This is a genomic window from Cellulomonas timonensis (assembly GCF_900046455.1).
GTDB lineage: Bacteria > Actinomycetota > Actinomycetes > Actinomycetales > Cellulomonadaceae > Cellulomonas_A > Cellulomonas_A timonensis.
In genome coordinates this window covers 431,563-458,118 of the sequence record NZ_FCOT01000012.1, presented here as the reverse complement: position 1 = coordinate 458,118, position 26,556 = coordinate 431,563, and the positions used below count along the sequence as shown (strand labels likewise).

Here is a 26,556-nt window from a genome sequence, read left to right as displayed (position 1 = left end):
TCAGAAGTGTCGCCGCTGACACAGTCCGAAGGCGGCCATCGTCGTTCGACGTTGAAGCCTGCGGTCCGCGGCCCATCCTGCCACATGACCGAAGGGGGAAATGACCTGCTCGCGAGTGGTCATCGGTTGCCGAAGAGGCGGATCGGCGAGTCGCCGTCGGCGGACATCTCCCGGACGAGGAGGCGCCCGGCGAGCACCGTCGCCCAGACGTCCGAGGGCCGGGCGTGCACGTCGAGTGGCGCCGCCCACAACTCGGAGCCGTCTTCAGTGGAGAGCGCGACGACATGGAAGGAGCCGGTCGCGTCACGGTCACCGGTCGGGGCGCCGGCATCCGCCTGCCAGTCCACGACGTAGAGGTCGCGGCCGTCGGTGAAGATGCTCTCCCAGTAGACGCCGCGGTCCCCGCGCTCCCACGTCCACAGCGTCCGGCCCTGCGCGGTGTCGACGGCGACGATCCAGGCGCCGGACGTGAGGTACAGGATCCCGTCGAGCAGGATGCCGGCGCCGGGCTGGATGGAGCCGGCGTCCCAGAGCGGCGCGCCAGTGGCGCAGTCCACGACCAGGAGCCCGCCGTTGTTGAGGAAGCACTGCCCAGGCGCCGAGCCGTCGTCGACGGACAACGTCAGTGGCCACCCACGCGCCCGGGTGCGCGAGCCATCCGGGTGGATGAGGGAGGACGTGCCGACGGCGTCCAGTGGCGAGATGACGAATGTCGATTCCCGCACATGCTGCAGCATCGACTCCTGCTGGGGCTGGGCGATGGTGTGAAGGACGTCGCCGCTGGCCGACAGGACCCAGTCGGTCTGCTGATGGTGGACGAGGAGACGGCCGTCGGGGAGCGCTGAGAGCCGGGTCGAGGCGGCGGAGGCATCCCGTGCGTGCGGACTGCCCGTGACCGCCTCGTCTTCTGCGGGGGCCTCGGCCAGGGGCTGGCGCCACCGCACGTCGCCGGTCCGCAGGTCCCTGGCCTCGACGACGACTGCCTGGTCCGCCGTGGTGGTGCTGACCACGAAGAGATCGCCGGTCACCGCCGCCGGGCTGTGGAGCGGCCCCGGGTGCTCGGCGACGACCCGCTCCGCGTCCACGTCGATCACCACCCACCGGGTCCTCGTGGGAGCGGGCATGCCGGGCTCCGGTGATCGAAGCAGCGTCGCCGGGTCGTTGACCGCCTCGTACTGGTCGGCTACCTGGCACGCCAGCAGGCCGTCCGTGGCCTGGGCGCAGGACGGGCCGCTCCAGGCGCGTTCCTGCTCGGCGGGGGGAGTGGTCTCGGCGCCGGTGACGGGCACCTCCCACCGCACGTCGCCGGTGGCCCCGTCGACGAGTCGGACCGCCTGGGAGCCGTCGGGCCGCATGACGCCGAGCGCGAGGTCCGACCCGACACCCGCGCCCGGCATCCCGCTGAGGTCGTCGGTGCGCCACAGCTCGCGCACCGACTCGTCGAGCGGGAGCAGTACGCCGGGAAGGTCACGGAGGCGGCCGAGCGCGGCGCGCTCGCGCTGGTCGAGCGCCGCCTGGCCGCCCACCAGGGCGACGGCCGCCACCGCCGCGACGGGCCACCAGCGCAGCTGTCGGCGCTGCGATGGGCCATCCGCCGCGACGGGCCCCTGTGCGGCGACGCGCGCCGACGCGGCGTCGTCGCCGTCCTCGAGGACGACGGGCAGCATCCTCATCGGCTGCCGTACACGCGTGTGGTGCTGCTGTTGCCGTCGCTGGTGGTGATGGCGAGGCGGTCGCCCAGCGCGGACATGGAGAACCAGTCGTAGGCGGAACCCTGCTCTTCGAGCGGGCTCCGCCACGACAGCGAGCCGTCCGCCATCGACAGGGCCACGATCTCGATCTGTCCTTGCGAGCGGTCCTCGCCCTCGGGTGCTGGCGCCTGCTCCAGCAGGAGGAGGCTCTGGCCGTCGGAGAGCACTCGGTCCGGGGTGGTCGACACCGTCGCATCGCGCACGGCCTGCCACCGCAGGTCGCCGGTCACGGCGTCGATCGCGCTGATCTGGGTGCTGGTCGCCGTGTAGAGGGTCCCGTCGAGCAGCAGCCCCGAGGTGCTCCCCGCGGACGGGCGCTCCCACGTCTCGGCGGCGGTCTCGCAGTCGATGGCGCGGAGTCGGCCGCGTGCGCTCGTGAAGCAGAGGTCCCTCACCGAGCCGTCGTCGACAGTCAGCGACACCGGCTCCTCCGCGACCGGCTCGGTCCACGACCCGTCGGCGAGCAGCAGGGACATCACGGGGAGGTCGGAACTGTAGTCGAGCTTGGACCACAGCCGGTCCCGGAGCATCGTGAGGCTCGTCCGGTCGTGGGCGAGGGGAAACGCCTGCTGCACCTGCCCGTCCTCCGACAGGATCCAGACGTCACGCCGTCCCTGGACGACGATCTTGTCGCCCTGCGTCCCGACCCAGGCGGCCGGGCCCGGCTGGGTGAGGGGCTCGGGCTCATCGTCGGTGGCGGCGGCCGAGGACGCGGGCAGCGGGCTCTGCCACACAGGCTGCTCAGATCGCAGGTCCCACGCCTGGACGCTCACGGCGCCATCAGCAGCCGTCGAGCAGATGAGGAGGGTCTCGCCGAGCGCTGCGAAGGAGTCGGTCGACGCGGGCTCATATTCGCCCACCCGGGCGCCTGTCGCGGCATCGACCACCACGACCCGGGTCCTGCCAGCCTCGGGCCACGACGTGGGATCGGGATCGAACTCGAGGTATTCGTCCCCCACGGTGCACCAGACGAAGGTGTGGTCGGGGACCGGCTGGCAGCCCGGCGCGAACCAGTACCCGATGGAGGTGATCGCCTTCGCCAGCTCCGGGTCCGGCGAGGTGACGGGCACAGACCACAGCACAGCGCCGGTGCCCCCCTCGAGGCGCTGGACGACCTGGGTCCCGTCGGGTGACGCCGCGCTTTCGACAAGGTCGTCACCGACCACCACGCCACCGATGAAGGAGCTGCGAGTCTCACTGCTCCACAGTTCGCGCAGGGTGGACGGGTCGACGGCGGCGAGCACCCCCGGCACCGCGTGGAGCCGGTTGAGCCGCCCTTGCTCCCGGGCGTCGAGCACCAGTTGGGCGCCGCCCAGCGCCATGGCCACGACCAGCACCGCGGCGATGGGCCACCCGCGTCGTGCGGCACGCCGCCAGCCGTTGCCGCCCTCAGATCCCGGGCCGGCGTCGGGGCGGTCGTCGTGAACGCCGCCCGGGAACCCGCTGCCCTCTTCGTCGAGGGCGACGGGCTGCAGCTGGTGCGGCCTGGTCATCCCGGCACGCTACCCATGCCCGCCGGTCCGCGTCGCGGAACCGGGGAAGGGATTCGCGCTGTCGCTCAGCCGGCCGCAGCCGCCAGCTCGTCGCGGAACTTTGCCAGCGCCGCCACGACGTCCTCGGGGCTGTCGAGGCGGTATCGCGCGCCGGTGTCGCCGGGCCCCACCTTGATGGTGACGTCGTCGGCCCCGAGCGCGGCGAATGCCCGCTCGTCGGTCACGTCGTCACCCGCGTAGATGACGACGGGCGCCCCGATCTCCTCCCGCAGCGCGGTGAGGGCCTCGCCCTTGCTGGCGTGCAGCACGGTGAGCTCGACGACTGCCTTGCCGTGGATCACCCCGGTCTCCAGCCGTGCGCCGAGGGCGAGGGACTCGTGCTCGGCGGCCTGCGCGACCTCGGGGTCGGCCAGGCGGGTGTGCACCACCACGGCGGTGGGCTTCGTCTCCACCCAGACGCCCTCACGCCCACGGGCCACCGCCGCGGCCTCGGCGCCTAGCGCCGCCAGCCGGTCCGCCTGCTCGTCGGTGAGGCGCACGACGTCGCGGTCCAGCCCGTGCGCTGTCACACGGGCGCGCTCGGCGCCGTGGCTGCCCACGAAGAGCGTGCCGACGGGGACCTCCGCGAGGATGTGCAGGTCCGCCATCGCGCGGCCTGAGACGAGCGCGAGGACGATGCCGTCGGTCGCGGCGAGGTCGGCCAGCACGCCGACCCCGTCGGGCAGGATGCGCGAGGCCGCCGGGTCGTCCTGCAATGGCGCCAGGGTGCCGTCGAAGTCGAGGGCGAGCAGCACGGGCCGCCGGGCCCTGTCGGCCGCGAGGGCGGACAGGGCGGCGGTGGGGTCATGGGCCTCAGACATGGGTCTCCTGGATCTGCTGCGCGGGCGGCGCCTCCTCGGCGGCCTGCGGGGCCGGGACCGCGGCCAGCGCCGACAGGAACGAGTGCGACCACGCCGCGACGTCGTTCTCCAGCACCTTGCGGCGCAGTCGGCGCATGCGCTTGCGCGCCTCGCGCGGGTCGATGTTGGCGGCGTAGACCATCGCGTTCTTCAGGCCCGCGATGTCATGCGGGTTGACCAGGATGGAGCTGGTCAGCTCGTCGGCCGCGCCGGTGAACTCGCTGAGCACCAGGGCGCCGCGATCGTCGGAGCGGGCCGCGACGTACTCCTTGGCGACGAGGTTCATCCCGTCCCGCAGCGCGGTGACGAGCATGACGTCGGCCGCGAGGTACAGCGCGGCCATCTCCTCCATGGGGTACGAGTGGTGCAGGTAGTGGACCGCCGGGCGGCCCAACTCGCCGAGGTCGCCATTGATGCGCCCCACCAGCAGCTCCACGTGCTCGCGCAGCTGCTGGTAGGCGCCCACGTTCTCCCGGCTGGGACTGGCGACCTGCACCAGCACGGTCTCCGGGACGCTGAGCCGGCCGTCCTCGAGCAGCTCGCCGAACGCCTTGATCCGGTGCCGGATGCCCTTGGTGTAGTCGAGGCGGTCCACCCCGAGCAGCACGATGTCGGGGTCGCCGAGCTCGGCGCGGATCTCCTTGGCGCGGGCCTGCACCTCGGGGGTGCGAGCCAGCTCGTCGAACTTCTTCGAGTCGATCGAGATGGGGAACGGCATGGCCCGGACGTGCCGCTCGGGGCGGTCGCCCTCGGCGGGCACGGTGATCATCTGGCCGCGGGTGGTGAGGTCGGTGAGCCGGCGCACCACGCGCACGAAGTTCTGCGCGTCGCCCGCGCGCTGGAAGCCGATGAGGTCGGCGCCCAGCAGGCCCTCGACCACGGCGGTGCGCCAGGGGAGCTGGGCGAACAGCTCCAGCGGCGGGAAGGGGATGTGGTTGAAGAAGCCGATGCGCACGTCGGGGCGCAGCTCGCGGAGCATGCGCGGGACGAGCTGGAGCTGGTAGTCGTGCACCCACACGGTGCCACCGGGCGCCACCTGGGCGGCAGCAGCCTCAGCGAACCGCTGGTTGACCTTGCGGTACACCTCCCACCACTGCCGGTGGAACGTGGGCGGCTCGATGACGTCGTGGTAAAGCGGCCACAGGCTGTCGTTGGAGAAGCCCTCGTAATAGTCGGCGACCTCGGCCTCCGAGAGCGGCACCGGCACCAGGCGCATGCCGTCGGTGTCGAAGGGCTCGAGCTCGACGTCGGGGGCGCCGCTCCAGCCCACCCATGCGCCATTGGCCTCGACCATGACCGGCTCCATCGCCGTCACCAGGCCGCCAGGGGAGCGGTCCCATGACACGTCGCCCTCCGGGCCGATTGTCACATCGACCGGGAGGCGATTCGCGACGACGACCAGGTCATAACCGGCAGATCCCACCGAGGCACACTCCTTCTTGGGGTTCTCTCGACCCTAGCGTGACCTGGGATGTCTCGCTCGGCCTCCTCGTCGAGCGCGGCTGCGAGCGGCGCCGGCCCGGCGCGGATACCGTCGATGCATGGAGCGCATCGGACTGGAGCCGGGGTCCGAGGTGGGCGGCTACACGGTGGTGGCCCCTCTCGGCTCCGGGGGCATGGGCACGGTGTACAGGGCGCTCGACGGCGCGGGCAACGCGGTCGCCCTCAAACTGCTGCACCCGCACGTCGGAGCGGACCCCGCAGCCCGCGACCGGCTCCGCCGTGAGGTCGTGGCCCTGCACCGGCTGCGCCACCCCGCCGTCGCCGCGGTGCTCGACGCCGAGGCTGACTCCACCGAGGCGTTCATCGTCACCGAGCTCGTCGCCGGCCGGAACCTCGAGGACCACGTCCGGGACAACGGCCCGCTCGACCTCCACCAGCTCGCGGAGTTCGCGGACGGCCTGCACGACGCGCTGGCGGCCGTGCACGAGGCCGGGGTCGTCCACCGCGACCTCAAGCCCAGCAACGTGCTGGTCACCGACAGCGGCCCGGTGCTCATCGACTTCGGCATCGCGCAGGCCGCCGACGACCCCCGCATCACGTCCACGGGCCTGGTGATCGGCACCCCCGGCTACCTCGCGCCCGAGCTGCTCGACGACGCCGAGCCCACCCCCGAGACGGACTGGTGGGGCTGGGCCGCGCTGCTCGCCTTCGCCGCGACCGGCCGCCCGCCGTTCGGGCTGCGCCCGCTGGCCGCCGTCATCGCCCGGGCCCGCTCCGGGGAGGCCGACCTCGAAGGGCTGGGGCCGCGCACCGCTGCCGCCCTGGGACGCGCGCTCGCGGGGGAGCCCGCCGACCGGCTGCCACCCGCCGAGCTCGTCGACGAACTGCACGAGGCCGCCGCCACCGGTGACGTGCCCCGGCCCGCCGCGGCGGGCGCCGAGACTGTGGTGCTGCACGCGGGCGACGCGGATGACACCGAGCTGCTCTCCTCGGCGCAGGCCACACAGCGGCTCGACGCGGACCCCGCCACCCAACGGCTGCCCGCGCAGGACGCCGACAGCACTGCCGTGTGGGGGGCGGGCGCCGCCGCAGGGGGCACCCAGGTGTACCCGGTGCAGCGCGGGGTGCGTCGAGAGTCTGCCTACCCGCGCGCCGACCAGCCCGCCGACACCGCGGTGTTCAGGGCGCCGCCGCGTCAAGAGCAGGCGTACGACGACTACGGCCACGACGACTACGGCCACGACGACTACCGCGCCGACGGCGGGGGCGACTGGGACGGCCACGACAAGGGCCAGTGGCCGCTGGGCGGCGAGAGCGGCGAGTACTCGGACGACGCCTACCCCGAAGGCGAGGATGGGTACACGCGCCCGCCGGCCCGCCGCCGCTGGGGAACCGTGCTCGCGCTCGGGCTGCTCGCCGTGGTCGGCGCCATGACGTACCCCGGGGTGACGCTCATCGCGCTCGCGGTGGCGCTGGTGCTGGCCCGGACCTTCGGATCCACCGTCGAGGCGATGCACAGGCGCCGTGAGCGCAAGGGCGTGCGGGGCAGCGACGCGCTGGTGGCGGTGGTGAGCAGCCCGTGGCACCTGCTGCGCGCCGTGGTGGGCCTGCTGCCGTCGGTGGTGGTCGCCGCCAGCGCCGTGGTCATCGTGCTGGGGGCGCTGTGGTGGCTCATCGGCAGCGGCCGGTGGACGCCGGGCGCCACGGCTCCCGGCCAGGCGCCCGATGGGCTCGTCGCGTCCGCGATCATCGGCGGGACGTTCCTGCTCGGCCTGATCCTGCTGTGGTGGGGGCCGATGTCCGGGCTCACCCGGACCGGGACTCGTCGGCTGCTGGCCGTCGTGGCGCCCGGACGGCGCGGCGCGACGGTGCTCGTGCTCATCACCCTGGCGGTGACGGCGGTGCTCGCCGCGCAGCTCCTGTCGGAGGAGCCGATCCACTGGGCGCCACTGCCCGAGGTCGGCCTGCCCGAGGTGGAGCTGCCGGACGTGCGGCTGTCCGCGCCGTTGGGTGGCACGACCTCCCGTTAGGCCCTTCAGCGGTGCCAGGAGCACCCCGTACCCTGGCCGCATGACCGCTGCCCGTGCGCGCCTCGCCGCCGCCCCGCGCATGCTCGCGCGGGACGTCAGCGCGCTCACGGTCGTCCTCATCGGGGCTGTCGCGCTCACGCGCGTCATCGTTGGCGGACGAGTGCTGCTGCACGCCTGCACCAGCGCCGACGGGCCCCTGGCCATGCTGGGCGTGCGGCTCGCGCTGCTGCAGGGGAGTGCCGACTGCCCCGACGGGAGCCTCGCGATGGACCCGGCGGGCGCGCACCGCGCCGTGTTGGTGATGAGCCTGGCCGTCCCGGTGCTCGCCGCGCACGCGGCGCTCGGCGCCTGCGGGATCGGCCTCACCGCGCTGCTCGTGCGCGTCGTCACCGCCGCTGGCCACCTGCTGCGCGCGGTGCTGCACCGCCTGCCGCGCCCGTCGGCGCCCCACGTCCTCACCCGCGCGCTGTCGGCCGCCGCCGCGGGACCTGTCGCCCGGCTGCGCTCCGTCCGGCTGGCCAGCCCGCCTCGACGAGGTCCGCCGCTCCGGCTCGCCTGAGCAGCCGACCGCACGTCCCCATCGCACCGGAAGCAGGACCATGCCGACCAACGACCCCCGACCCAGTAAGGCGCAGCGACGCGACGACGCCCGCGTCAAGGCCCTGCAGCTCAAGCAGGAGCAGGCCAAGCGCGAGAAGCGCAACCGCATCGTGGCGATCAGCGGCCTCGTCGCCGCCCTCGCCGTGCTCGCCGTGGTCATCGCGATGATCATGTCCCAGCAGTCCGACAGCAGCACCGCGTCCGAGGCCGCCTACACCGGCGACCCGGTGACCCTCTCCGAGGTGAAGGAGCCGTCCACCGCGCAGCCCAGCAACGGCGGCATCCCCGTGGCCAGCGAGGACGTCGCCGGGACGACCGCCGACGGCGGCACCGTCGTCGACGTGTACCTCGACTACATGTGCCCCGTCTGCGGCACCTTCGAGGAGGCCAACGCCCACCAGCTCGAGGAGCTGCGGGCCAGCGGCGACGTCACAGTCGTCTACCACCCGATCTCGATCCTCGACCGGGCGTCCAACGGCACCGCGTTCTCGACCCGCGCGGCCAACGCCGCCGCGGCCGTCGCGGACCTCGCGCCGGACAAGTTCCTCGCGTTCAACGACGCCATGTTCGCCAACCAGCCCGAGGAGGGCACCGGCGGCCTGAGCGACGAGCAGATCGCTGAGATCGCCCGCGAGGCAGGCGTCCCCGACGACGTCATCGCCGTGTTCACCGAGACCGACGGCGACAACCCGTGGCGGGTCTACGCCCCGTACGTCTCCGCTCTGACGCAGCAGGCCGGTGACGACCTCGAGGCCGCCGGCACCAACCTGGCGACGCCGACCATCGTGATCGACGGCAAGCCGCTCGACACGTCGGTCTACGACTGGCGCATCGACGGCAAGCTCATCGAGGCCGTGGAGGCCGCGAAGAGCTGACCGTGCACACGGGACGGCGCCGGCTCGGTAGGCTGGGCCGGCGTCGTCCCCGTCGCGGACCGTCACCACGGCCCCGCGACGGCGCCTCGGCGCCACGCCTCCTTAGCTCAGTTGGCCAGAGCACCTGTCTTGTAAACAGGGGGTCACCGGTTCGAATCCGGTAGGGGGCTCCCACTCTCCTCCGCTCGGCGTGCGCTCCGGCGCACCGGGTCTACCGTCTGAGGTGTCAGGTCCGAGCCCGCCCCGGATCCGGCACGGCGGTCATGGATCGACGTCCTCGGAGGGCCCATGCGCGCGGCAGTGGTGACGTCATTCGACCGGCCGCCCCGATGCGCGGACGTGCCCGAGCCGGAGCCGGGCGAGCACCAGGAGGTCGTGGACGTCCTGGCGGCGGGCCTGCACCGACGGGTGCGCTCGCAGGCGGACGGGTCGCACTACACCTCGACGGGCGTGCTCCCGCTGATCCCGGGGATCGACGGGGTGGGGCGCCGGGACGACGGCTCGCTGGTGTACTTCCTGCTGCCGCCCGGGGCCACGCAGGGCTCGATGGCCGAGCGGGTGGCGATCGACATGCGGCGCGCCGTGACGCTGCCGGATGACGCCGACCCACTGCGGGTGGCCGCCGCGATGAACCCGGCGATGTCCTCGTGGGTGGCGCTGCGCCGTCGGGTCGCGTTCCGGCAGCGGCAGGGGGTGCTGGTCTTCGGGGCCACGGGCAGTGCGGGCCAGCTCGCGATCCAGGTCGCCAAGGAGCTCGGGGCGGGAACGGTCACGGCGGTCGGCCGTGGGGCGGCCCGGCTTGAGGGGCTCAGGGACGTGGGCGCCGACGTCGTCGTCCCGCTCGACGGCGACCCCGGTGAGGCCGCGCAGGCTGTGGGGCGCGCCGCTGCCGAGGTGGACGTGGCGCTCGACTACCTGTGGGGCCAGCCGACGCAGGACGCGATGGCGGCGGTCGTCGCGCATCGGTCCGATCCTGCCCGGCGGATCGACTGGGTGCAGATCGGGTCCGTGGCGGGGCCTGACATCACGCTGCCGGCGGCGGGACTGCGCCGGGTGAACCTGCGGGTGCTGGGCAGCGGCCAGGGGTCGGTGTCGCCTGACGCGATGGAGGCGGAGCTGGGGGACCTCGCGCGGTGGATCGACGCGGGGGCGTTCACCGTGGGGGTCCAGGCGGTGGGGCTGGCCGACGTCGAGCGGGTGTGGACCGAGTCGGTCCCCTCGGGCATGCGCGTGGTGGTCACCCCGACGCGGTGACGCCGGCCACTGCGGCGACGCTCGCGCGTCGCGGGCTCCCTACAGTGACGTCATGACGAACAGTGGCGTCATGACCACCGGCGCGGACCTGCTGACATGCGTGCGCGGCCGGCGGCTCTGCTTCGAGGTCGCGCAACGGGGGCCCCACGGCGCCGAGGTGCGGGCCGCGGTCTTCGATGCGGCTCGGCGGGTGGACGAGTTGCGGGGGACCCCCGGTGTCTCGGCCGTCTCGTTCGTCCGCTCGGCGGGGCCGGACGCTGGCGCGCCTCTCCCGGCGCCGACGCTCGACGAGGCGCTCACCGCGGCCGCCGAGGCGAGCGCCACCCACATCGGGGGACTGCTGCCGGCACTGGCCGACACCGTGACCTCCGCCATGTACTGGCAGCCGCCGCACGCCGAGGACGTCGTGCTCGCCGACCCTCACGTCAGCGCGTTGCTGCGCCCGATCGCCGAGGCGGTGCTGGCCGCGCCGGAGGCCGCGTGGTGGTCGGCGCCACTCGACCGCGACGCCCAGGTCCGCACCGCGTTCGCAGGGGTGCCGCCCGACACGCGGGCCGACGAGCCCGCTGGCCGCCTCAGCCGGTGGCGCGAGTCAGTGCTGCACCAGGAGCGGCAGTTCGCACAGGAGCGCGCAGGGCGCCCGTATCGCCGGATGGGCGGCATGTGGTGGGCCACCCCCGCGCTCGCCGGGCTGGATATGACGACACGGGAACTGCCAGGCGAGGGGTCCGCCGCGTTGTGGCTCACGGAGGACGAGGAGGGGTGGGAGTCAGCGGATGTCGTGCCGTGCGCCGTCGACCCGGCCGCCCGGGTGCTGGAGATCACGGGCCCGCAGGACTGGGCCGCGTTGGTGGCGGCGTTCCCGCTGGACGTGACGGCCTCACGGCAGCCCGACTGGTTCGAGGCAGTGGACGCGCGCGAGGGCGCCTGGCTGATTCCCGACTGGGCGGCCGTGGCCGAGGCCTATGACGGCGTGCACGTGAGCGTCCTCGGCTGGCTGCTGACCTCTGGGATGCCGGTGCCGGTGACTCCCGGGGAGGCGACGACGCTGGCCGGCTGGTGCCCGGACGCCACCTGGTGGCTCACTGACTCACTGCGTGAGAGCGCCGCTCGGAGCGCCTGGGCCCGGGAGGGCTGGGCCTGGCGACCGGCTGACGGCACGCCCTGACGCGGTGCAGGCGGCGCGCTGTCCCCGACAGTTCTCCGGCTCAGCCGCCCAGGTCGCAGAAGACGTCCCCGTCCACGATGCCCAGCATCGACCCCGTCCACAGCTCGTCGAAGGCCACGGCGTCGGCATGTGTGGTGAACACGACCCCCACGCCGAACTCGGTGCTCGGCCCGTCGGTCACGCCCAGCGCCGCGTAGGCGGCGTACTGGCAGCTCAGGGGCCACTGCGAGCCGTCGTAGCCGACCGCCTCGAGCTCCGCGCTCGCGGGGTTCAGTGTGGCGTCGAGGTCGTCCGTGCCGAGGGTGGCCACGGCGATCCACGCGACGGACAGCGGGTTGTGCTGGCCTTGGGTCGCGGTGGCGAGGTCGAGCGGGTCGGGCCAGTCGGCCTCGGAGGCGGGGGGAGTGCTCATGCCGCCAGCCGGGGGGGGGGGGGGGCGGGGGGAGTGCTCATGCCGCCAGCCGGGGGGCTGGCGGTGGCGGGGCGGGGCTCGGCGTCGTTCGGGCCGCAGCCCGCGATGACGCCCACTGCCAGGAGCGCTCCGCCGAGCAGCATGGCGGTCGCTTTCATGTCGACGACCATGCCACGCGCCGATGGGCGCCGCCTCTGGGGAGCCCGCCCGCCGGGCGCTGCGGGCGGCGGCTCAGGCTGCGGGCCCGATCTCCTCCAGCAGCCGCAGGGCCGCCGTCACCCGGGGGTTCCGCGCCGGATCGGCGTCGATGCCCAGTGCCGCGTAGATCGTGTTGATGTGGTTCTGCACGGACTTCTCGGCGATGCCGAGCTCTTCGCCGATGCCCGCATTGGACAGCCCGCGCGCGAGCAGCCGCAGCACCCGGTACTGCCGGTCGGTGAGCCGCGCCACCGATGACCCCGCGCGCGGCTCCATCCGGTCGAGCAGGGCCGGGTCAAGCGTCGTGTGGCCCGCGGCGGTGGCCCGCACCGCGCGGACGAGCTCGTCCGTGCTGGTCGAGGAGGTCTTGCTCAGGTAACTCCAGCCGGAGGCCACGTCCGGCGGCAGGTCGAGCAGCAGGTCCATCGCGTCGTGCGCGGACAGCAGCAGGATGCCCAGGCGGGGCTGCGCGCGGCGCAGCGTGACTCCCAGCGCGATGCCGTTGCCGTCGGGCAGGTCGATGTCGAGCAGCGCCACGTCGACGACGCCGGGCCGGAACGCCTGGTTGGCCGCGGCGACGGTGCCGACGGCGGCGATGACCTGCAGCCCTGGCACGCCGGCGAGGGTCAGCTCGAGCATCGAGCGGAAGAGCGGCTGGTCTTCGACGATCCCGACACGGATCAGCCGGTGATCGGTCTGTGTCACGCCTCCCAGTATCGTCGGCGACCAGGTCAGCGAGCCGAAGCGCGCCGCTGACGCCCCCACGGGATGCGAGGCGCCCATGCCGTTCCGCCGCCAGATCGACGACGCGACGGATCTGCACGCGCTCTTGGTCGCCGTCGCGACGATCCTGGTCGTGTTCGGGGTGGGGGCCGCGGTGCAGACCGCGTACGTGTTCTCCGCGGGCCCGTTCGGCGTTGGAGGGGCAGTGCCGCGCCTGGTGGCGAACCTGGTGGGGGTCGCCGGCGTCTTGGCGGCTATTGCGGCGCTGCGGGTGCATGCGGAGCGGTCGCAGTGGAACATGCTCGCCCGCGCCCTGGCCGCCGCGGTGCTCGGCGCGGGGGCGCGGTCGCTGGCCCAGCGCGCGGTCGGGATCTACGACGCCCACAGTCCGCTCCAGTCCGTCCTGGTCGAGTTCTTCAGCGGCCTGGGCGCGGCGTCGGTGGCTGGCGCCATGGGGGTGGCGTTCATGGTGTCGCGCCGGCGGCTCCGCGTGCAGGCGCAAGTCGCGGCCGAGGGACGCATCCAGATCGAGCTGGCGTTGGCGGCGTTGCAGAACGAGGAGGTGCGGGTCCGACGCGAGGTGGCGGAAGGCCTGCACGGCAGCCTGCAGCAGCGGCTGGTGCTGATCGTGGCGCGGCTCGACATCATCCAGGGCCACCTGGCCGCAGGCGCCACGAGCGCAGCCGACGTCGAGGCGCTGCAGGACATCCGCGCGCAGATCGAGCAGATCCGCGAGGGGGATGTGCGCGAGACCAGCCGGCTGCTGTACCCCGACGGCCTCGAGGTGGGCATGGTCCCGGCGCTGCGGTCGCTGCTGGGTCGCATCCCCGCGAGCATCGGCACCCGGTTGCAGGTCTCACCCGAGGTGCGGCTGCTCGACGATCCGGCGTCCCCGGCGCTCACCCAGACGGAGCGGCTGCTCGTGGTGCGCGTCGTGGAAGAGGCGCTGACCAACGCGCTGCGGCACGGGGGCGCCGGCACGCTGCAGGTCCGGGTCGATCTGGAGGGGATGGCGCTGGCGGTGGAGGTCGTCGACGACGGCGCAGGGTTCGACGCCGTGGACGCGGGCCCCGCGTCGGGGACCGCCCGCCTGCGGGACCGGCTCGCGCTGGTCGGTGGAGAGCTCACCCTCACCTCGACCCGGGGTCGGGGCGCCACCCTGCGGGCCCGCGTCCCGGTGGCGCGGGTCACGGCGAAGGCCTGACGGCGGAATCGGCGTCCGCCCTCGGTAAAACTCCTGAGTGGATCGCGAGGTTCGCCCGATATCGGCCGGGTGAAAGATCCGGACTATTCGCTAGCCTCAGGTGCCAGCACCTAGGCGCGCTCCTGTGAGGCCATCTCGACGCGCCTAGCGTCGCGTTTTGCCAGCTTCAACAGTTCGTCCCCCAGGAGTTTCCCCATGGCCCGCTTCTCATTCCCCCGCCGCAAGACCGCCGCTGTCTCCATGGCCGTGCTCGGAGTTGCCGGCCTCGCGCTGGCCTCGGCCGCCACCCTCAACCTCGAAGGCGGGACGCTCGCCGCCAACACCGTGGTGGTGGCCTCGTGCCAGCCCACCGGGACCCCCATCAGCGTCGGCTTCGACGACTCCTTCGCCGCGAGCGCCTCGAACCCCGGCTACAACGTGTCCGGCGTGAAGCTCAAGGACGTCGACGCGGCCTGCGCCGGCAAGGCCGTCAAGGCCGACCTGATCGACGCCTCGGGCGCCTCGCTGGGGCAGGTCACCGGTGTCGCCTCCGCGGGCGCCGTCAGCCTCGGCGCGCCGTCCGCGTCCGTCTCGGCGTCGGCCGTCGCGAAGGTCTCGGTCGTCATCTCCGACTGAGCCTCGTCAGTCTCTGACTGAGCCTCGACGCGGCGGCGACCCGCCGCGTCGAGGCCGTCGCGTGATCGTTCTGGGAGAGACCCATCACCACTGCACTGGCGCCCGCCGCCACCCCCGCAGCCGACTCGCCTCGCGCGCGTCGGCTGCGGGGCGTGGTGGCGAACCTCGGGCTGCTGCTGTTCCTGGCGGTGGCCGTGTGGGCGCTGTGGCCCTCGACTCTGGGCGGCTGCACCACGCTGACGATCGTCTCGGGGCACTCGATGGACCCCACGTACGCGACGGGCGACCTGGTGGTCGCGCGCTGCGGAGAGCCCGCGGTGGGCGACGTGGTCGTGTACCAGCCGGCGACGGAGAACGGCGGCCGGGTCATCCACCGCATCATCGGTGGCGACGCCGAGGCCGGCTGGCGGATGCAGGGTGACAACAACGACTTCACCGACCCGTGGATGCCCACGGCGGACGAGGTGCTGGGTGTCGCGAGGCTGCATCTGCCGCAGGTCGGCGTGGTCGCGTCGATCCTGCTGATGCCCCTGACGTGGGTGTCGCTGCTGGTGGTCGCCGCGGCGATCCTGCTGTGGCCGAGTCGCGCTGAGGATGCCGACGCCGGAGCGCTCGAGCCCGCCGACGCCACCGCTCCCGCCGACTTCGAGGAGGATGCCCGATGAGCCGGCGCCGCCTCCTGTACGCCGTCGCCGTGATCGGCGCCCTCCTCATCGCAGGGCTGTCCACCGCGAGCGCCGCGACGCTGCCGCTCAGCGGCATCCGGCTCAGCACGCTCACCGTCGCCGAGCGGTGCGCCCCCGAGCTGCCCGTCGAGTCCGGCCCGACGACGGGCGGGACGGCCACGAGCGTCACCATCCGCCAGGTCCCCGCCGACTGCGGGGGCAAGTCGGTCAGGCTGCGGCTGCTCGGCGCGTCCGGGCCGCTCGCGCCCGCCGACGCGGTGGCCACGCTGCCCGCCGCCGGGGCCACCGCGACGATCCCCGTCGCCGCGTTCACGCCGTCGGCGGTGCGGGGTGTGGCGCTCACCGTCGACGGCTGGGGCGTCACGCCGGCCTGGTCGGCGCCCACGCCCACGCCCGTGCCTGGCATCGCCTGCACGGTGCCCGGCAACCCGGCCGCCACATGCGACGTGAAGGTCACGAGCTCGCATGAGTGGGGCTCGGGGGCTTCCCGGACGTACCTGCGCCGGTTCGAGGTCAGCACCACCTCGACGAAGCCCGTCACCTGGCAGCTCACGCTCAACCTGTCGGACACCACGCTGTTCCCGTTCGTCGCGGCCGGGCTCTCCGACCAGCAGGGCGGCTTGGTGAAGGTCAGCGCGAGCGCGTGCTCTGACGTGCCCCGGCTCGTCACCGTGAAGGGCACGGAGTCGTGGGGCTCGTACCACACGGTCGTCGCGGGGGAGGCTCGCTCGCTGGAGGTGCAGGGGTTCGCGTCGGCGGGCGGAAACCTGCTGAGCTGCTCCTGACGCCTCCGGAGCCGCACCGGCGCGCAGCCGGGTGAACGGGCTCCCGACCCCTCACCTCCGACGCGCAGGCGCCGATGGTGACGTCAGGTCGAAGGATCGGCCGTGGCGTGCGCAGGAGGCGAATGCCCATGAGCTCAGGTCAGAAGCGTGCCCGTCGCATGGCCGCGGGCTGGCTGGCCGTGCTCGGTGTGGCCGGACTCGCCATCTCCACGGTCGACGCCCTCACGGGTGACGGGGAGTCGCAGATCGGCGCCTCCCCGCACGGCTGCGCGTCCGCTCAGATCGTCATCGGCTACGACGTCGAGTACCTGACGGGCCTGGGTGGCCACGCCGTCACCGGGCTGCGCCTGACCGGGGTGCCCGACGAGTGCGCGGACATCGGCCTGCGCGTGGCGCTGCTCTCCGCTGACGGCAGCCTGGTGGCCGACGTGCCGACCCGCGGCCACGGCGCCGCCCGCGCCGCTGAGCTCGACGTGCCCGTGCTGGCGTCGGATGTCGACGCGGCGTCGCTGGTGATGGGCGACCTCGTCACCAACTGAGCAGCCGACGTCGTGGGCCGCCGGTCAGCCCGGATGGGCGCCCGAGGGGGCGTGCGCCACCGGCGCCAGCTCGGGACGCTTGGCCACCCGGCCCTCCGGTGTGGTCCGGCGCAGCCGCCGCGTCGCCCACGGGTACAGGTGCTCGCGCATCCACTGGACGTCGTCGCGGGCCTGCTGGAGGCGGGGTGTGGGCGGCAGCGGGGTGAGCGGGTTGTCCCAGTCAGGGTCATCGGGCGCCAGCCCCAGCGCGACGAGCGCGGCCTGCGCGACGCGGGTGTGCCCCTCGGTGGTGAGGTGGATGCGGTCGGCCGACCACATCCGCCAGTCCCGCAGCGACCGGATGCCCCACAGGTCCAGCACGCTGGCGTTGTGCCGGCGGGCGATCGACCAGACGTGCGAGTTGAACACGGCTGTGCGGTTGCGGGTGCGCCGCACGAGCAGGCTGTCGGCGGCGTCCATGCCGGTGGCCAGCAGCACGTGGCTGCCGGCTCGGGTCGCCTGCACAACGGCGTCCTCGAGCTCACGGGCCATGGCGTCGACATCCGTCGCGGGCCGCAGCATGTTGTTGCCTCCGCCCACCAGGCTCACCAGGTCCGGTGCGAGGTCCAGCGCGCGGGGGAGCTGCTCGGAGACGATGGGGTGCAGCAGGAGCCCGCGCACGGCGAAGTTCGCGTACTCGAGCGGCTCCTGGCCGGCGTCGACGCGGCGGGCCGAGAGCTTGCTCGCGAGCATGTCCGCCCAGCCTCGGCAGGGGCCGCCCTCCGCGGGCTGGTCCCACAGGCCCTCGGTGAAGGAGTCGCCCAGGGCGACGAACCTCGCCCACGGCGGCACGTGCGTGTCCCCAGCCGTCGGAGGTGAGGAGATGGGGTTGCTCACCCGCTCATTCTGCAACCGTCGGCCGCTGCGGCGCGCGCTCTGGGCGCGTCGTGTCGTCCCCGCTGGAGCGTGGGCCGATGTGCGACGCGCTCAGGGGAGCGCCCAGTCCACCGGCTCGGCGCCCTGCGCGCGCAGCAGGCCGTTCACCGCCGAGAACGGCCGCGAGCCGAAGAACCCGCGTCGCGCCGACAACGGGCTCGGATGGGCGCTGGCGACCACCGGCGTCGCCCCGAGCGCCGGCCGCAGCGTCTGGGCGTCGCGCCCCCACAGCACGGCGACGAGCGGGCCCGAGCGTTCGACCAGCGCCGCGATGGCGCGGTCGGTCACCGCCTCCCAGCCCTTTCCGCGATGTGAGCCCGGCTCGCCTGCGCGCACGGTCAGCACGCGGTTGAGCAGCATGACGCCTTGATCGGCCCACGGGCTGAGGTCGCCCGACGTGGGCGGCGCGACTCCCGTGTCCGCGACGAGCTCGGTGAAGAGGTTCGCCAGGGAGCGGGGCAGCGGTCGCACGTGGGGCTGCACCGAGAACGACAAGCCCATCGCGTGCCCCGGCGTCGGGTACGGGTCCTGCCCCACCACGAGCACGCGCACGTCCGCCAGCGGGCGGGCGAACGCGCGCAGCACGTCGGGCCCCGCGGGCAGCACGACCTGCCCGGAGCGCTCCTCGGCCGCGGCGTGCGCGGCGGCGGCCCGCAGCCGAGCCTCGACAGGCGCCAGCGCGCGGGCCCAGTCCGGCGCCATCAGCGCCGACAGGTCGTCCGTGGCATGTCGGGCGAGGGGGGTGGTGTCCACGGCCGGAGGCTACCCGCGCCCCCTGACGCGGTGGCGCCTGAATGACACTGATGTGATTCGCGCTTACCATGACGAGGTCGGCCTGGGGCCGACGTCGTCTGGCGAGGAGGACGCATGGAGGCCACGGCCACCGAGGAGCGGGAGCAGGTGGGCGCGACGCGCGCCGAGCAGCCCGGACTGTCCGCGCGCGACGAGCAGGTGCTGGCGTTCGAACGGCAGTGGTGGAAGTACGCGGGCGCCAAGGAACAGGCGATCCGCGAGCTCTTCGACATGTCCGCCACGCGCTACTACCAGGTGCTCAACGCCCTCATCGACTCCCCGGCAGCCCTCGAGCACGACCCGATGCTGGTCAAGCGCCTGCGCCGCATGCGCTCCACCCGCCAGCGCGCCCGCACGGCCCGGCGGCTTGGCGTCGAGGGTTGAGCAGATCGGGCGTCATCGAGGCTCGCCGTCGCGTCCCCGCCACGCTCCCCAGCCGCACCCGTTAGCCTGTCCGCCGTGACCAAGGGCAGCTATCCGTACCCGGACGATGAGTTCGACGTCGTCGACGGCTCTGTCGGCCCACGCGGCGTGCACCGCGCCCCGCGCTCCCGATGGAGCCGCGTGTGGCCGTTCCTGCTGGTGCTGGTGCTGTTCCCCGCGCTGGCCTTCGGCGTCGTGAACTCCCTGTACAGCTGGGACGGGCTCGGGTCGAGCTCCGACGCCAGTTCCGACGCCCCTGCCGGCGACCCGGTCGGCGACGAGGGCGCCGAGGGCGAGGGCGAGGACGCGGCCGAGGGCGGCGAGGAGGCGGCCCCCGAGCCGGACGCGGAGTCCGCGGAGCCCGAGGCCCCCGCGCCGGTGGCCGACAAGACGACAGCCGTGATGGTGCTCAACGCCGCCAAGGTCTCCGGCCTCGCGGGCAAGACCGCCGACAAGCTCACCGCAGCCGGGTTCACCACAGTGGACTCGGGGAACTACACCGGGGCCGCCACGACCACCTCCGGGGTGTACTACGCCACCGAGGACCAGGCCGTCACCGCCGCCGAGGTCGCCACGACGCTGGGCATCACCAAGGTCGAGCTGTCGCCCACCCAGTCGCCAAGCGGAATCACCGCAGTGGTGGCAAAGGACTACACACCGTGACGAACCCCTGGTCGGAGCGACCCTCCCAGGTCTAGGCTCACCACCACCGCGACGCCGGCGGGGCGTGGCGCGAACGTAGGCAAGGGAGCACGGAATGGCCCAGGGGACCGTCAAGTGGTTCAACGCGGAGAAGGGGTACGGGTTCATCACGCCGGTCAGCGGCGGACAGGACCTCTTCGTCCACTACAGCTCGATCCAGACGGACGGCTACCGCTCGCTCGAAGAGGGGCAGCAGGTCGACTTCGAGGTGGGTCAGGGGACGAAGGGGCCTCAGGCCGAGCAGGTTCGACCCGTCTGATCACGCAGCACCCAGCACCACTCAGCATGGAGTGACCCGAGCAGCACGTCGAGGGCCGCGCACCCACAGGTGCGCGGCCCTCGGCCGTCCGCCGTGCGCCATCCGCCGTCTCGGGCGGGGTCGGATGCGCCAGGATGGCCCTATGAGACCCACCCGCTCGACCGAGCTCGACGCCGTCGTCGTCGGATCCGGCCCCAACGGGCTCGCGGCCGCCGTCACCCTCGCGCGCGCGGGCCTGTCGGTGCAGGTGGTCGAGGCGCAGGACTCGCTCGGCGGAGGCGCGCGCACCGTCGACCTGGGCCTCGCGGACGGCGTGATGCACGACCTGTGCTCGGCAGTGCACCCCATGGCGCTGGCCTCGCCGTTCATGCGGGAGTTCGACCTCGCGGCCCGCGTCGATCTGCTCGTGCCCGACGTGGAGTACGCCCAGCCGCTCGACGGCGGCCGCGCGGCGCTCGCCTACCGGTCGGTCGAGCGCACCGCCGCGGGGCTCGGACGCGACGGCGCGGCCTGGCGGCGGCTTCTGGGGCCCCTCGCGGCGGACCGGGAAGGGCTCGTCGAGATCGCGCTGGGCGACCGGCGCAGCGTGCCGCGCCACCTGGTGACGGCGGCCCGCTACGGACTGGGGGTCCTCGAGCAGGGGAGCCCGGCGTGGGGGCTGCGGTTCCGCGGCGACGAGGCCGCCGCGCTGCTCACCGGGGTGGCCGCGCACGCCATCACGCCACTGCCGTCGGTGCCCGCGTCAGGCGCGGCGCTGATGCTGGCCGGGCTCGCGCACGGCGTGGGCTGGCCCATCCCGCGCCGGGGCAGCCAGGCCATCACGGACGCGCTGGTCGCGGACCTGCGGGCGCACGGTGGGACCCTGCTGACCGGCACGGAGGTCACGGACCTCGACGAGTTGCCCCGTGCCCGCGCGTACCTGTTCGACACCACGCCGCACACCCTCCTGCGGGTGCTGGGCGACCGGCTGCCCCTGCGCGTCGCGCGGGCGTTCGGACGGTTCCGATACGGCAATGCGGCGGCCAAGGTGGACTTCGTGCTCTCCGGCCCGGTGCCGTGGGCGCGTCCGGAGGTCGGGCTCGCGGGCACCGTCCACGTGGGCGGCACCCGCGCCGAGATGGCCGCCGCCGAGGCCGCGCTCGTGGCGGGCCGGCACGCCGAGCGGCCCGTCGTCTTGGTGAGCGACCCCGCGATCGTCGACCCCGGACGGATCGGCTCCGGCGGTCGCCGGCCGTTGTGGACGTACGCGCACGTGCCCGCGGGATCGACCCAGGACCCCACCGAGGCCGTCACCGCGCAGCTCGAGCGGTTCGCCCCCGGCTTCCGCGACATCGTCGTCGCGTCGCAGGCCACCCCCGCCGCCCAGATGAGCGCCCACAACGCGAACTACCCCGGCGGGGACATCGCCGCCGGCGCCGTGACGCTGAACCGCGTGCTCATCGGCCCGCGGCTCGCCTGGGACCCGTTCAGCGGCGGGCTGCCGGGCGTCTACCTGTGCTCGGCGTCGGCGCCGCCCGGACCCGGCGTGCATGGCCTCGGCGGCTGGTACGCGGCGCGCAGGGCGCTGCGCGACCGCTTCGGGATCACGCGCCTGCCGTCGCTGGCCCCGGATCGGGCTGCCGCCGGGTGATCCGCCGCCAGGCGCGCTGCACCGGCGGCACGAGCCGTTCCAGCGGCGCGAACGCGGCCCAGCAGACCACCGTGGGCAGGAAGTGGATGCCCAGGCTCACGTAGGTCGCCAGGTGGAACACGAGGAAAAACCCGATCGCCAGGGCCAGCCACTTCCCGCGCAGCCAGAAGACCGCGGGGGAGAGGACCTCAGCGACGAGCAGCCCCCACTGGCTCAGGCGCAGCAGCCATGGGTACTCGAGAGTCCACGTGATGACGTCGGAGCCGCGCCGCATGATCGCCCAGGTGAACACGGCGCCGTTCGCCCAGGCCCACGGCGACCCGGTGCGGGCCACCTTGTTGACCGCCGAGCCCACGTAGGTGGCCACCGTCGCGACTTGGATGGCGCGCAGCGCCCACCCGCCGGCCTCGGACGCGCGCAGGTCGGTGAACCGGGCGCGGCCCACCGTCGGCAGCACCAGGGTGGCCACGATCAGCGCCAGATGGTCGTGGGAGACGTACGCGAACCCCTGGGAGTTCACCATCCAGGCGAGGTAGGCCACCGCGACGACGCCGCCCGCGATGCGCGGCAGCAGGCCGCTGGCCGCCACGAGCGACCCGGCGATGATGGTCACGAGCAGGAGCCAGCCGACCCCCGGGGAGGGCGTGGGGAACGGCAGGATCCGCCCGATCAGCGTCGGCTGGTACAGGTCCGGGGCGTAGCCGTGCGGGATGACGTCGTTGGTGAGCGTCAGCACATCGAAGATGACGAACAGGTAGATGACGAGCCGCAGCACCGCCACGCGGGCGAGGGGCACGGGGGACGTCCACCAGCGGCCCACGGCGCCCAGCGCGCGGCGCCACGTGGCGGGGCGGGTGTCATCCGCGCCGACGGTGGGCGCGGGCTGCTCGGGGGGCGAGGCGGTCACGGCTGCACCGTCCAGGTGGCGAGGGCCTCGTGGGTGGGCTCACCCGAGGGGCGGCCGTCGACGAGGGCGCGGGTGCTGCGGACCACCGTGAGCTCGGTGTACGCGGGCTCGTCGGGGTGCAGGCCGGCGTGCGCGTCGGCGATCGACTGCAGCAGCGCGGGGTCGGCGAGGATGCGCCCGAGCTGTCCCTCGATCTCGGCGCGGCCGACCCCGACGCCCGTCTGGTTCAGCGGGACCCGGAGCGTCTCGCCGGACGCGTTGACCGCCTCGATCGAGATCGACTTCACCGTGCCGTTGAGGTCGCGCGCCGTCGCGTACTGGGACAGCGAGCCGAACGGGAACCAGTCGTTGGTGTCGACGAACTGCGCGGTGGCGAGGACGCCCAGGACCGCGGCGGTGGCTGTCAGGCGCCATGCTCGAGGGAGCCGCCTGAGCCTGATCGGTTCGGAGGGTTCACTCGGCATGGCGGGCACATTACGGGGCGACCCGGGCCCGTGGGAGGGGTTTGGCGGTGGATCCGCCAACCGGGCGCGTCTTGCACTCGTGGGTGCTGAGTGCTACCCATGGAGTTAGCACTCTCCGGTGGAGAGTGACAGAATCACCGACTGACAGGTGAGGTTCGACCTGCTTGCGGGACATGACCGCGCGCAGGAGTTCCGTCCGTCGCGGGCACCGTCTGGTCGAACAACGAGTCAAGTGAAGGATCACAGCCCCATGGCCAAGATCATTGCCTTCAACGAGGAGGCCCGGCGCGGCATCGAGCGAGGGCTCAACATCCTCGCCGACACCGTCAAGGTGACCCTCGGCCCGAAGGGCCGCAACGTCGTGCTGGACAAGAAGTGGGGCGCCCCCACGATCACCAACGACGGTGTCTCGATCGCCAAGGAGATCGACCTCGAGGACCCGTTCGAGAAGATCGGCGCCGAGCTCGTCAAGGAGGTCGCCAAGAAGACGGACGACGTCGCCGGTGACGGCACGACGACCGCCACGGTGCTCGCCCAGGCGCTCGTGCGCGAGGGCCTGCGCAACGTCGCGGCCGGCGCCAACCCCATCGCCCTGAAGAAGGGCATCGAGAAGGCCGTCGAGGCCGTCACCGCCCAGCTCCTCGCGCAGGCGAAGGAGGTCGAGACCAAGGAGCAGATCGCCGCCACGGCCGCGATCTCCGCCGGTGACGTCGCGATCGGCGAGCTCATCGCCGAGGCACTCGACAAGGTCGGCAAGGAAGGCGTCATCACGGTCGAGGAGTCCAGCGCGCTGGGCCTCGAGCTTGAGCTGACCGAGGGCATGCGCTTCGACAAGGGCTACCTGTCGGCGTACTTCGTCACGGACCCGGAGCGCCAGGAGGCCGTCCTCGAGGACGCCTACGTGCTGCTGGTCGAGTCGAAGATCTCGAACGTCAAGGACCTGCTGCCGCTGCTGGAGAAGGTCATCCAGTCCGGCAAGCCGCTGTTCATCGTCGCCGAGGACGTCGAGGGCGAGGCCCTGGCCACGCTCGTCGTCAACAAGATCCGTGGCACGTTCAAGTCCGTCGCCGTCAAGGCCCCGGGCTTCGGCGACCGCCGCAAGGCGATGCTGCAGGACATGGCCATCCTCACGGGCGGCCAGGTCGTCTCCGAGACCGTCGGCCTCAAGCTCGACACGGTCGGCCTCGAGGTCCTGGGCCAGGCGCGCAAGATCGTCGTGACCAAGGACGAGACCACGATCGTCGAGGGCGCCGGCGAGGCCGACCAGATCGCCGGTCGTGTCGCGCAGATCCGCGCCGAGATCGAGAACTCGGACTCGGACTACGACCGTGAGAAGCTCCAGGAGCGTCTCGCGAAGCTGGCCGGCGGCGTGGCCGTCATCAAGGCCGGCGCGGCGACCGAGGTCGAGCTCAAGGAGCGCAAGCACCGCATCGAGGACGCCGTTCGCAACGCGAAGGCCGCCGTCGAGGAGGGCATCGTCGCCGGTGGTGGCGTCGCGCTCATCCAGGCCGGCAAGACGGCCTTCGAGACCCTCGTGCTCGAGGGCGACGAGGCGACCGGCGCGAACATCGTCAAGGTCGCCATCGACGCCCCGCTCAAGCAGATCGCGATCAACGCCGGTCTCGAGGGTGGCGTCGTGGCCGAGAAGGTCCGCAACCTCCCGACGGGTCACGGCCTCAACGCCGCGACCGGCGTGTACGAGGACCTCATGGCCGCGGGCGTCAACGACCCGGTCAAGGTGACGCGCTCGGCGCTGCAGAACGCGGCGTCCATCGCGGCCCTGTTCCTCACGACCGAGGCGGTCGTGGCGGACAAGCCCGAGAAGTCGGCGCCTCAGGGCGGTGGCGACGGCGGCATGGGCGGCATGGACTTCTGATCGACTGATCAGGGTCCGCGCTCACGCGGCTCAGCTTCACAGCACGACAGAAACGACGGGTCGGCTGCCTTCGGGCGGCCGGCCCGTCGTTCTGTTGTCGGTCAGCCCACGCGGTCGGCGGGGCGGACGCGCAGGCCGGAGGCGCGCAGCCGTCGGACCAGCTCACGGGTGTCGACGGGGACGGCCCCCAGCGCGACGAGCTCGGCGTGGCGGGTGTGCGGCACGTCGTAGTGGTCGGGGCCGAAGGCCCGCCGGGGGAGGCCCGCGCGCCCGGCGAGCTCGTGCAGCTCGGCGAGGGACGAGTCGCTGACGAGGTGGCTCCACAGCACGCCGTGCCGTGGCCACAACGGCGGGTCGATGAGCACGGTCATGCGTCTGAGGCTACGTCGGCGGGCTGTCGGGACCGGGCACGGGGGCGCGTCGGGATCGAGACCGACCCGAAACGTCGTGTTCACGCGCGGCGAAGGGGGACGAAACACCGCCTCTCTAGCGTCCAGCGTCATGGCCACAGGGACGTATACACGCCGGGACACAGCGCGGTGGTCCCCGACGGTCCCTGGCCTGACCACGCAGGAATCCCTCCAGCGAAAGGCACTCCGTTGACCAGACCTCGCCCCCGCGCACTCGCGCTGCCAGCCGTCGCGCTCACGGTCGTCCTGGCCGTCAGCGGCTGCGGCTCCCGCACCGACTCCGCCGCCGACCCCGCCGCCGCGTCGGCCTCCGGAGGAGCCTCCTGCGTCGACACCTCGGGTGACACGGTGAAGATCGGATTCCTCAACTCGCTGTCCGGCACGATGGCGATCTCCGAGCAGACCGTGCGCGACGCGCTGGACCTCGCCGCCGAGGAGATCAACGCCGACGGCGGCGTGCTCGGCAAGCAGCTCGAGGTGATCGGCGAGGACGGCGCGTCGGAGCCCACGGTCTTCGCCGAGAAGGCCGAGAAGCTCATCGCCAGCGACTGCGTCGCCGCGGTCTTCGGCGGGTGGACCTCCTCGAGCCGCAAGGCGATGCTCCCCGTGTTCGAGGCGAAGGACTCGCTGCTGTTCTACCCGGTGCAGTACGAGGGGCTGGAGTCGTCCCCGAACATCTTCTACACGGGGGCCACGACCAACCAGCAGATCGTCCCCGGCATGGACTACCTCAAGGAGCAGGGCAAGACGAAGGTCTTCCTGGTCGGCTCCGACTACGTCTTCCCGCGCACGGCCAACAAGATCATCAACGCGTACGCCGAGGCCAACGGCATCGAGATCGTCGGCGAGGAGTACGCGCCGCTCGGCCACACGGACTTCTCGACGATCGTCAACAAGCTCAAGGGCTCCGGGGCCGACGCGGTCTTCAACACCCTGAACGGCGACTCCAACGTGGCGTTCTTCAAGGAGTACAAGAACGCCGGCCTCGGCAAGGACGCGCTGCCCGTCGTCTCGGTGTCGATCGCCGAGGAGGAGGTCGGCGGCATCGGCGTGGAGAACATCGAGGGCCAGCTGACCGCCTGGAACTACTACCAGACCGTCGAGAGCGCCGAGAACACCACCTTCGTCAAGGCGTTCAAGGCCGCCTACGGCGAGGACCGCGTCACCTCCGACCCGATGGAGGCCGCCTACACCTCGCTGCACCTGTGGAAGCTCATGGTCGAGAAGGCCGAGTCCTTCGACGTGGCGGCCATCCAGGAGGCCGCCGACGGGGTCACCTTCGACGCCCCCGAGGGCACGGTGACCGTCAACGGCGAGAACCACCACATCGCCAAGACCGCGCTCATCGGCAAGATCGGCGCCGACGGCCTGATCCACACCGAGTGGGCCTCTGACGGCGCCATCGAGCCCGACCCGTTCCTCAAGGGCTACGACTGGGCCGAGGGCCTCTCCTGACCTGAGCCGCCACCGCCCGTCCGTCCCGGCGCCGCCACCACGGCGCCG

Annotated in this window: 27 protein-coding genes and 1 tRNA gene; 17 read left to right on the top strand and 11 right to left on the bottom strand. The window is 73.0% G+C overall.

Annotated features, from left to right (window positions below; genetic code table 11):
- Nucleotides 1-119: 119 nt before the first annotated feature.
- From BN3788_RS10540 to BN3788_RS10525, 4 genes are all read right to left on the bottom strand, one after another.
- Nucleotides 120-1,667, bottom strand: a complete 1,548-nt coding sequence (locus BN3788_RS10540; RefSeq protein WP_066585507.1) for a PQQ-binding-like beta-propeller repeat protein — start codon at nucleotides 1,665-1,667, stop codon at nucleotides 120-122.
- Between the two features lie 2 nt (nucleotides 1,668-1,669).
- On the bottom strand, nucleotides 1,670-3,244 hold the full coding sequence (locus tag BN3788_RS10535) for an outer membrane protein assembly factor BamB family protein (protein ID WP_066585506.1): 1,575 nt from the start codon (nucleotides 3,242-3,244) through the stop codon (nucleotides 1,670-1,672).
- A gap of 65 nt (nucleotides 3,245-3,309) precedes the next feature.
- Nucleotides 3,310-4,104, bottom strand: a complete 795-nt coding sequence (gene otsB, locus BN3788_RS10530) for a trehalose-phosphatase (RefSeq protein WP_066585503.1) — start codon at nucleotides 4,102-4,104, stop codon at nucleotides 3,310-3,312.
- Complete coding sequence (locus BN3788_RS10525; protein WP_066585500.1) at nucleotides 4,097-5,566, bottom strand: alpha,alpha-trehalose-phosphate synthase (UDP-forming); 1,470 nt, start codon at nucleotides 5,564-5,566, stop codon at nucleotides 4,097-4,099. Before BN3788_RS10525 ends, otsB begins: the two co-directional genes overlap by 8 nt.
- A gap of 118 nt (nucleotides 5,567-5,684) precedes the next feature.
- On the opposite strand from BN3788_RS10525, the gene BN3788_RS10520 reads away from it, so the two are divergent.
- The 6 genes from BN3788_RS10520 to BN3788_RS10495 all read left to right on the top strand — a co-directional run bounded on the left by BN3788_RS10520 (nucleotide 5,685) and on the right by BN3788_RS10495 (nucleotide 11,513).
- On the top strand, nucleotides 5,685-7,616 hold the full coding sequence (locus BN3788_RS10520; RefSeq protein WP_066585490.1) for a protein kinase domain-containing protein: 1,932 nt from the start codon (nucleotides 5,685-5,687) through the stop codon (nucleotides 7,614-7,616).
- Nucleotides 7,617-7,656: 40 nt separating this feature from the next.
- Nucleotides 7,657-8,175, top strand: coding sequence for a hypothetical protein (locus tag BN3788_RS10515; protein WP_066585488.1), 519 nt, complete (start codon nucleotides 7,657-7,659; stop codon nucleotides 8,173-8,175).
- 40 nt (nucleotides 8,176-8,215) lie between these two features.
- Nucleotides 8,216-9,091, top strand: coding sequence for a DsbA family protein (locus BN3788_RS10510; protein WP_066585478.1), 876 nt, complete (start codon nucleotides 8,216-8,218; stop codon nucleotides 9,089-9,091).
- A 96-nt stretch (nucleotides 9,092-9,187) separates the two neighbouring features.
- Nucleotides 9,188-9,261 (top strand) — tRNA-Thr (locus BN3788_RS10505).
- A 118-nt stretch (nucleotides 9,262-9,379) separates the two neighbouring features.
- Nucleotides 9,380-10,345, top strand: a complete 966-nt coding sequence (locus BN3788_RS10500) for a quinone oxidoreductase family protein (RefSeq protein ID WP_066585470.1) — start codon at nucleotides 9,380-9,382, stop codon at nucleotides 10,343-10,345.
- Between the two features lie 52 nt (nucleotides 10,346-10,397).
- On the top strand, nucleotides 10,398-11,513 hold the full coding sequence (locus tag BN3788_RS10495; RefSeq protein WP_147525108.1) for a hypothetical protein: 1,116 nt from the start codon (nucleotides 10,398-10,400) through the stop codon (nucleotides 11,511-11,513).
- 40 nt (nucleotides 11,514-11,553) lie between these two features.
- Here the strand turns inward: BN3788_RS10495 and BN3788_RS10490 are convergent, their stop codons facing one another.
- Nucleotides 11,554-11,925 (bottom strand): hypothetical protein, encoded by a 372-nt coding sequence (locus BN3788_RS10490; RefSeq protein ID WP_066585466.1) that lies wholly within the window; start codon nucleotides 11,923-11,925, stop codon nucleotides 11,554-11,556.
- Between the two features lie 231 nt (nucleotides 11,926-12,156).
- On the bottom strand, nucleotides 12,157-12,828 hold the full coding sequence (locus tag BN3788_RS10485) for a response regulator transcription factor (protein ID WP_066587055.1): 672 nt from the start codon (nucleotides 12,826-12,828) through the stop codon (nucleotides 12,157-12,159).
- 76 nt (nucleotides 12,829-12,904) lie between these two features.
- Here BN3788_RS10485 and BN3788_RS10480 point away from each other — a divergent pair, with 76 nt between their 5' ends.
- The 5 genes from BN3788_RS10480 to BN3788_RS10460 all read left to right on the top strand — a co-directional run bounded on the left by BN3788_RS10480 (nucleotide 12,905) and on the right by BN3788_RS10460 (nucleotide 16,675).
- Nucleotides 12,905-14,050 carry a sensor histidine kinase gene (locus tag BN3788_RS10480; protein ID WP_066585462.1) on the top strand — a complete coding sequence of 382 codons (1,146 nt, stop codon included), beginning with the start codon at nucleotides 12,905-12,907 and terminating at the stop codon, nucleotides 14,048-14,050.
- Nucleotides 14,051-14,245: 195 nt separating this feature from the next.
- Nucleotides 14,246-14,665, top strand: coding sequence for a hypothetical protein (locus BN3788_RS10475; RefSeq protein WP_066585459.1), 420 nt, complete (start codon nucleotides 14,246-14,248; stop codon nucleotides 14,663-14,665).
- A gap of 152 nt (nucleotides 14,666-14,817) precedes the next feature.
- Nucleotides 14,818-15,330: a signal peptidase I gene (locus BN3788_RS10470; RefSeq protein ID WP_066585456.1), complete on the top strand. Its 513-nt coding sequence runs from the start codon at nucleotides 14,818-14,820 to the stop codon at nucleotides 15,328-15,330.
- Entirely contained in the window at nucleotides 15,327-16,136 is an 810-nt protein-coding gene (locus BN3788_RS10465; RefSeq protein ID WP_066585453.1) for a hypothetical protein, read from the top strand. Before BN3788_RS10470 ends, BN3788_RS10465 begins: the two co-directional genes overlap by 4 nt.
- Before the next feature lie 128 nt (nucleotides 16,137-16,264).
- Nucleotides 16,265-16,675: a hypothetical protein gene (locus tag BN3788_RS10460; RefSeq protein WP_147525107.1), complete on the top strand. Its 411-nt coding sequence runs from the start codon at nucleotides 16,265-16,267 to the stop codon at nucleotides 16,673-16,675.
- A gap of 24 nt (nucleotides 16,676-16,699) precedes the next feature.
- Here the strand turns inward: BN3788_RS10460 and BN3788_RS10455 are convergent, their stop codons facing one another.
- Both BN3788_RS10455 and BN3788_RS10450 read right to left on the bottom strand, forming a co-directional pair.
- Nucleotides 16,700-17,551 (bottom strand): SGNH/GDSL hydrolase family protein, encoded by an 852-nt coding sequence (locus tag BN3788_RS10455; RefSeq protein ID WP_234346599.1) that lies wholly within the window; start codon nucleotides 17,549-17,551, stop codon nucleotides 16,700-16,702.
- Nucleotides 17,552-17,641: 90 nt separating this feature from the next.
- Nucleotides 17,642-18,343, bottom strand: coding sequence for a uracil-DNA glycosylase (locus BN3788_RS10450; protein ID WP_261797911.1), 702 nt, complete (start codon nucleotides 18,341-18,343; stop codon nucleotides 17,642-17,644).
- A gap of 114 nt (nucleotides 18,344-18,457) precedes the next feature.
- Here BN3788_RS10450 and BN3788_RS10445 point away from each other — a divergent pair, with 114 nt between their 5' ends.
- The 4 genes from BN3788_RS10445 to BN3788_RS10430 all read left to right on the top strand — a co-directional run bounded on the left by BN3788_RS10445 (nucleotide 18,458) and on the right by BN3788_RS10430 (nucleotide 21,396).
- Nucleotides 18,458-18,766: a DUF3263 domain-containing protein gene (locus tag BN3788_RS10445; RefSeq protein WP_066585447.1), complete on the top strand. Its 309-nt coding sequence runs from the start codon at nucleotides 18,458-18,460 to the stop codon at nucleotides 18,764-18,766.
- 75 nt (nucleotides 18,767-18,841) lie between these two features.
- Nucleotides 18,842-19,468, top strand: coding sequence for a LytR C-terminal domain-containing protein (locus BN3788_RS10440; RefSeq protein ID WP_066585444.1), 627 nt, complete (start codon nucleotides 18,842-18,844; stop codon nucleotides 19,466-19,468).
- A 94-nt stretch (nucleotides 19,469-19,562) separates the two neighbouring features.
- Nucleotides 19,563-19,766: a cold-shock protein gene (locus BN3788_RS10435; RefSeq protein WP_066585442.1), complete on the top strand. Its 204-nt coding sequence runs from the start codon at nucleotides 19,563-19,565 to the stop codon at nucleotides 19,764-19,766.
- Between the two features lie 142 nt (nucleotides 19,767-19,908).
- The gene (locus BN3788_RS10430; protein WP_066585440.1) at nucleotides 19,909-21,396 is read left to right on the top strand and encodes a phytoene desaturase family protein; all 1,488 of its coding nucleotides are present in this window, start codon (nucleotides 19,909-19,911) and stop codon (nucleotides 21,394-21,396) included.
- On the opposite strand, the gene BN3788_RS10425 is transcribed toward BN3788_RS10430, so the two are convergent.
- Together BN3788_RS10425 and BN3788_RS10420 are read right to left on the bottom strand one after the other, a co-directional pair.
- Nucleotides 21,350-22,303 (bottom strand): hypothetical protein, encoded by a 954-nt coding sequence (locus BN3788_RS10425; protein ID WP_187138375.1) that lies wholly within the window; start codon nucleotides 22,301-22,303, stop codon nucleotides 21,350-21,352. The genes BN3788_RS10430 and BN3788_RS10425 overlap by 47 nt on opposite strands.
- Entirely contained in the window at nucleotides 22,300-22,767 is a 468-nt protein-coding gene (locus tag BN3788_RS10420) for a hypothetical protein (protein ID WP_066585438.1), read from the bottom strand. The genes BN3788_RS10425 and BN3788_RS10420 overlap by 4 nt, the downstream gene beginning before the upstream one ends.
- 250 nt (nucleotides 22,768-23,017) lie before the next feature.
- Here BN3788_RS10420 and groL point away from each other — a divergent pair, with 250 nt between their 5' ends.
- On the top strand, nucleotides 23,018-24,643 hold the full coding sequence (gene groL / locus BN3788_RS10415; RefSeq protein ID WP_066585436.1) for a chaperonin GroEL: 1,626 nt from the start codon (nucleotides 23,018-23,020) through the stop codon (nucleotides 24,641-24,643).
- 101 nt (nucleotides 24,644-24,744) lie between these two features.
- Here groL and BN3788_RS10410 read toward each other — a convergent pair whose 3' ends face one another.
- Nucleotides 24,745-25,014: a DUF4031 domain-containing protein gene (locus tag BN3788_RS10410; RefSeq protein WP_066585433.1), complete on the bottom strand. Its 270-nt coding sequence runs from the start codon at nucleotides 25,012-25,014 to the stop codon at nucleotides 24,745-24,747.
- A gap of 228 nt (nucleotides 25,015-25,242) precedes the next feature.
- On the opposite strand from BN3788_RS10410, the gene urtA reads away from it, so the two are divergent.
- On the top strand, nucleotides 25,243-26,508 hold the full coding sequence (gene urtA, locus BN3788_RS10405; RefSeq protein ID WP_066585431.1) for an urea ABC transporter substrate-binding protein: 1,266 nt from the start codon (nucleotides 25,243-25,245) through the stop codon (nucleotides 26,506-26,508).
- Nucleotides 26,509-26,556: the final 48 nt, after the last annotated feature.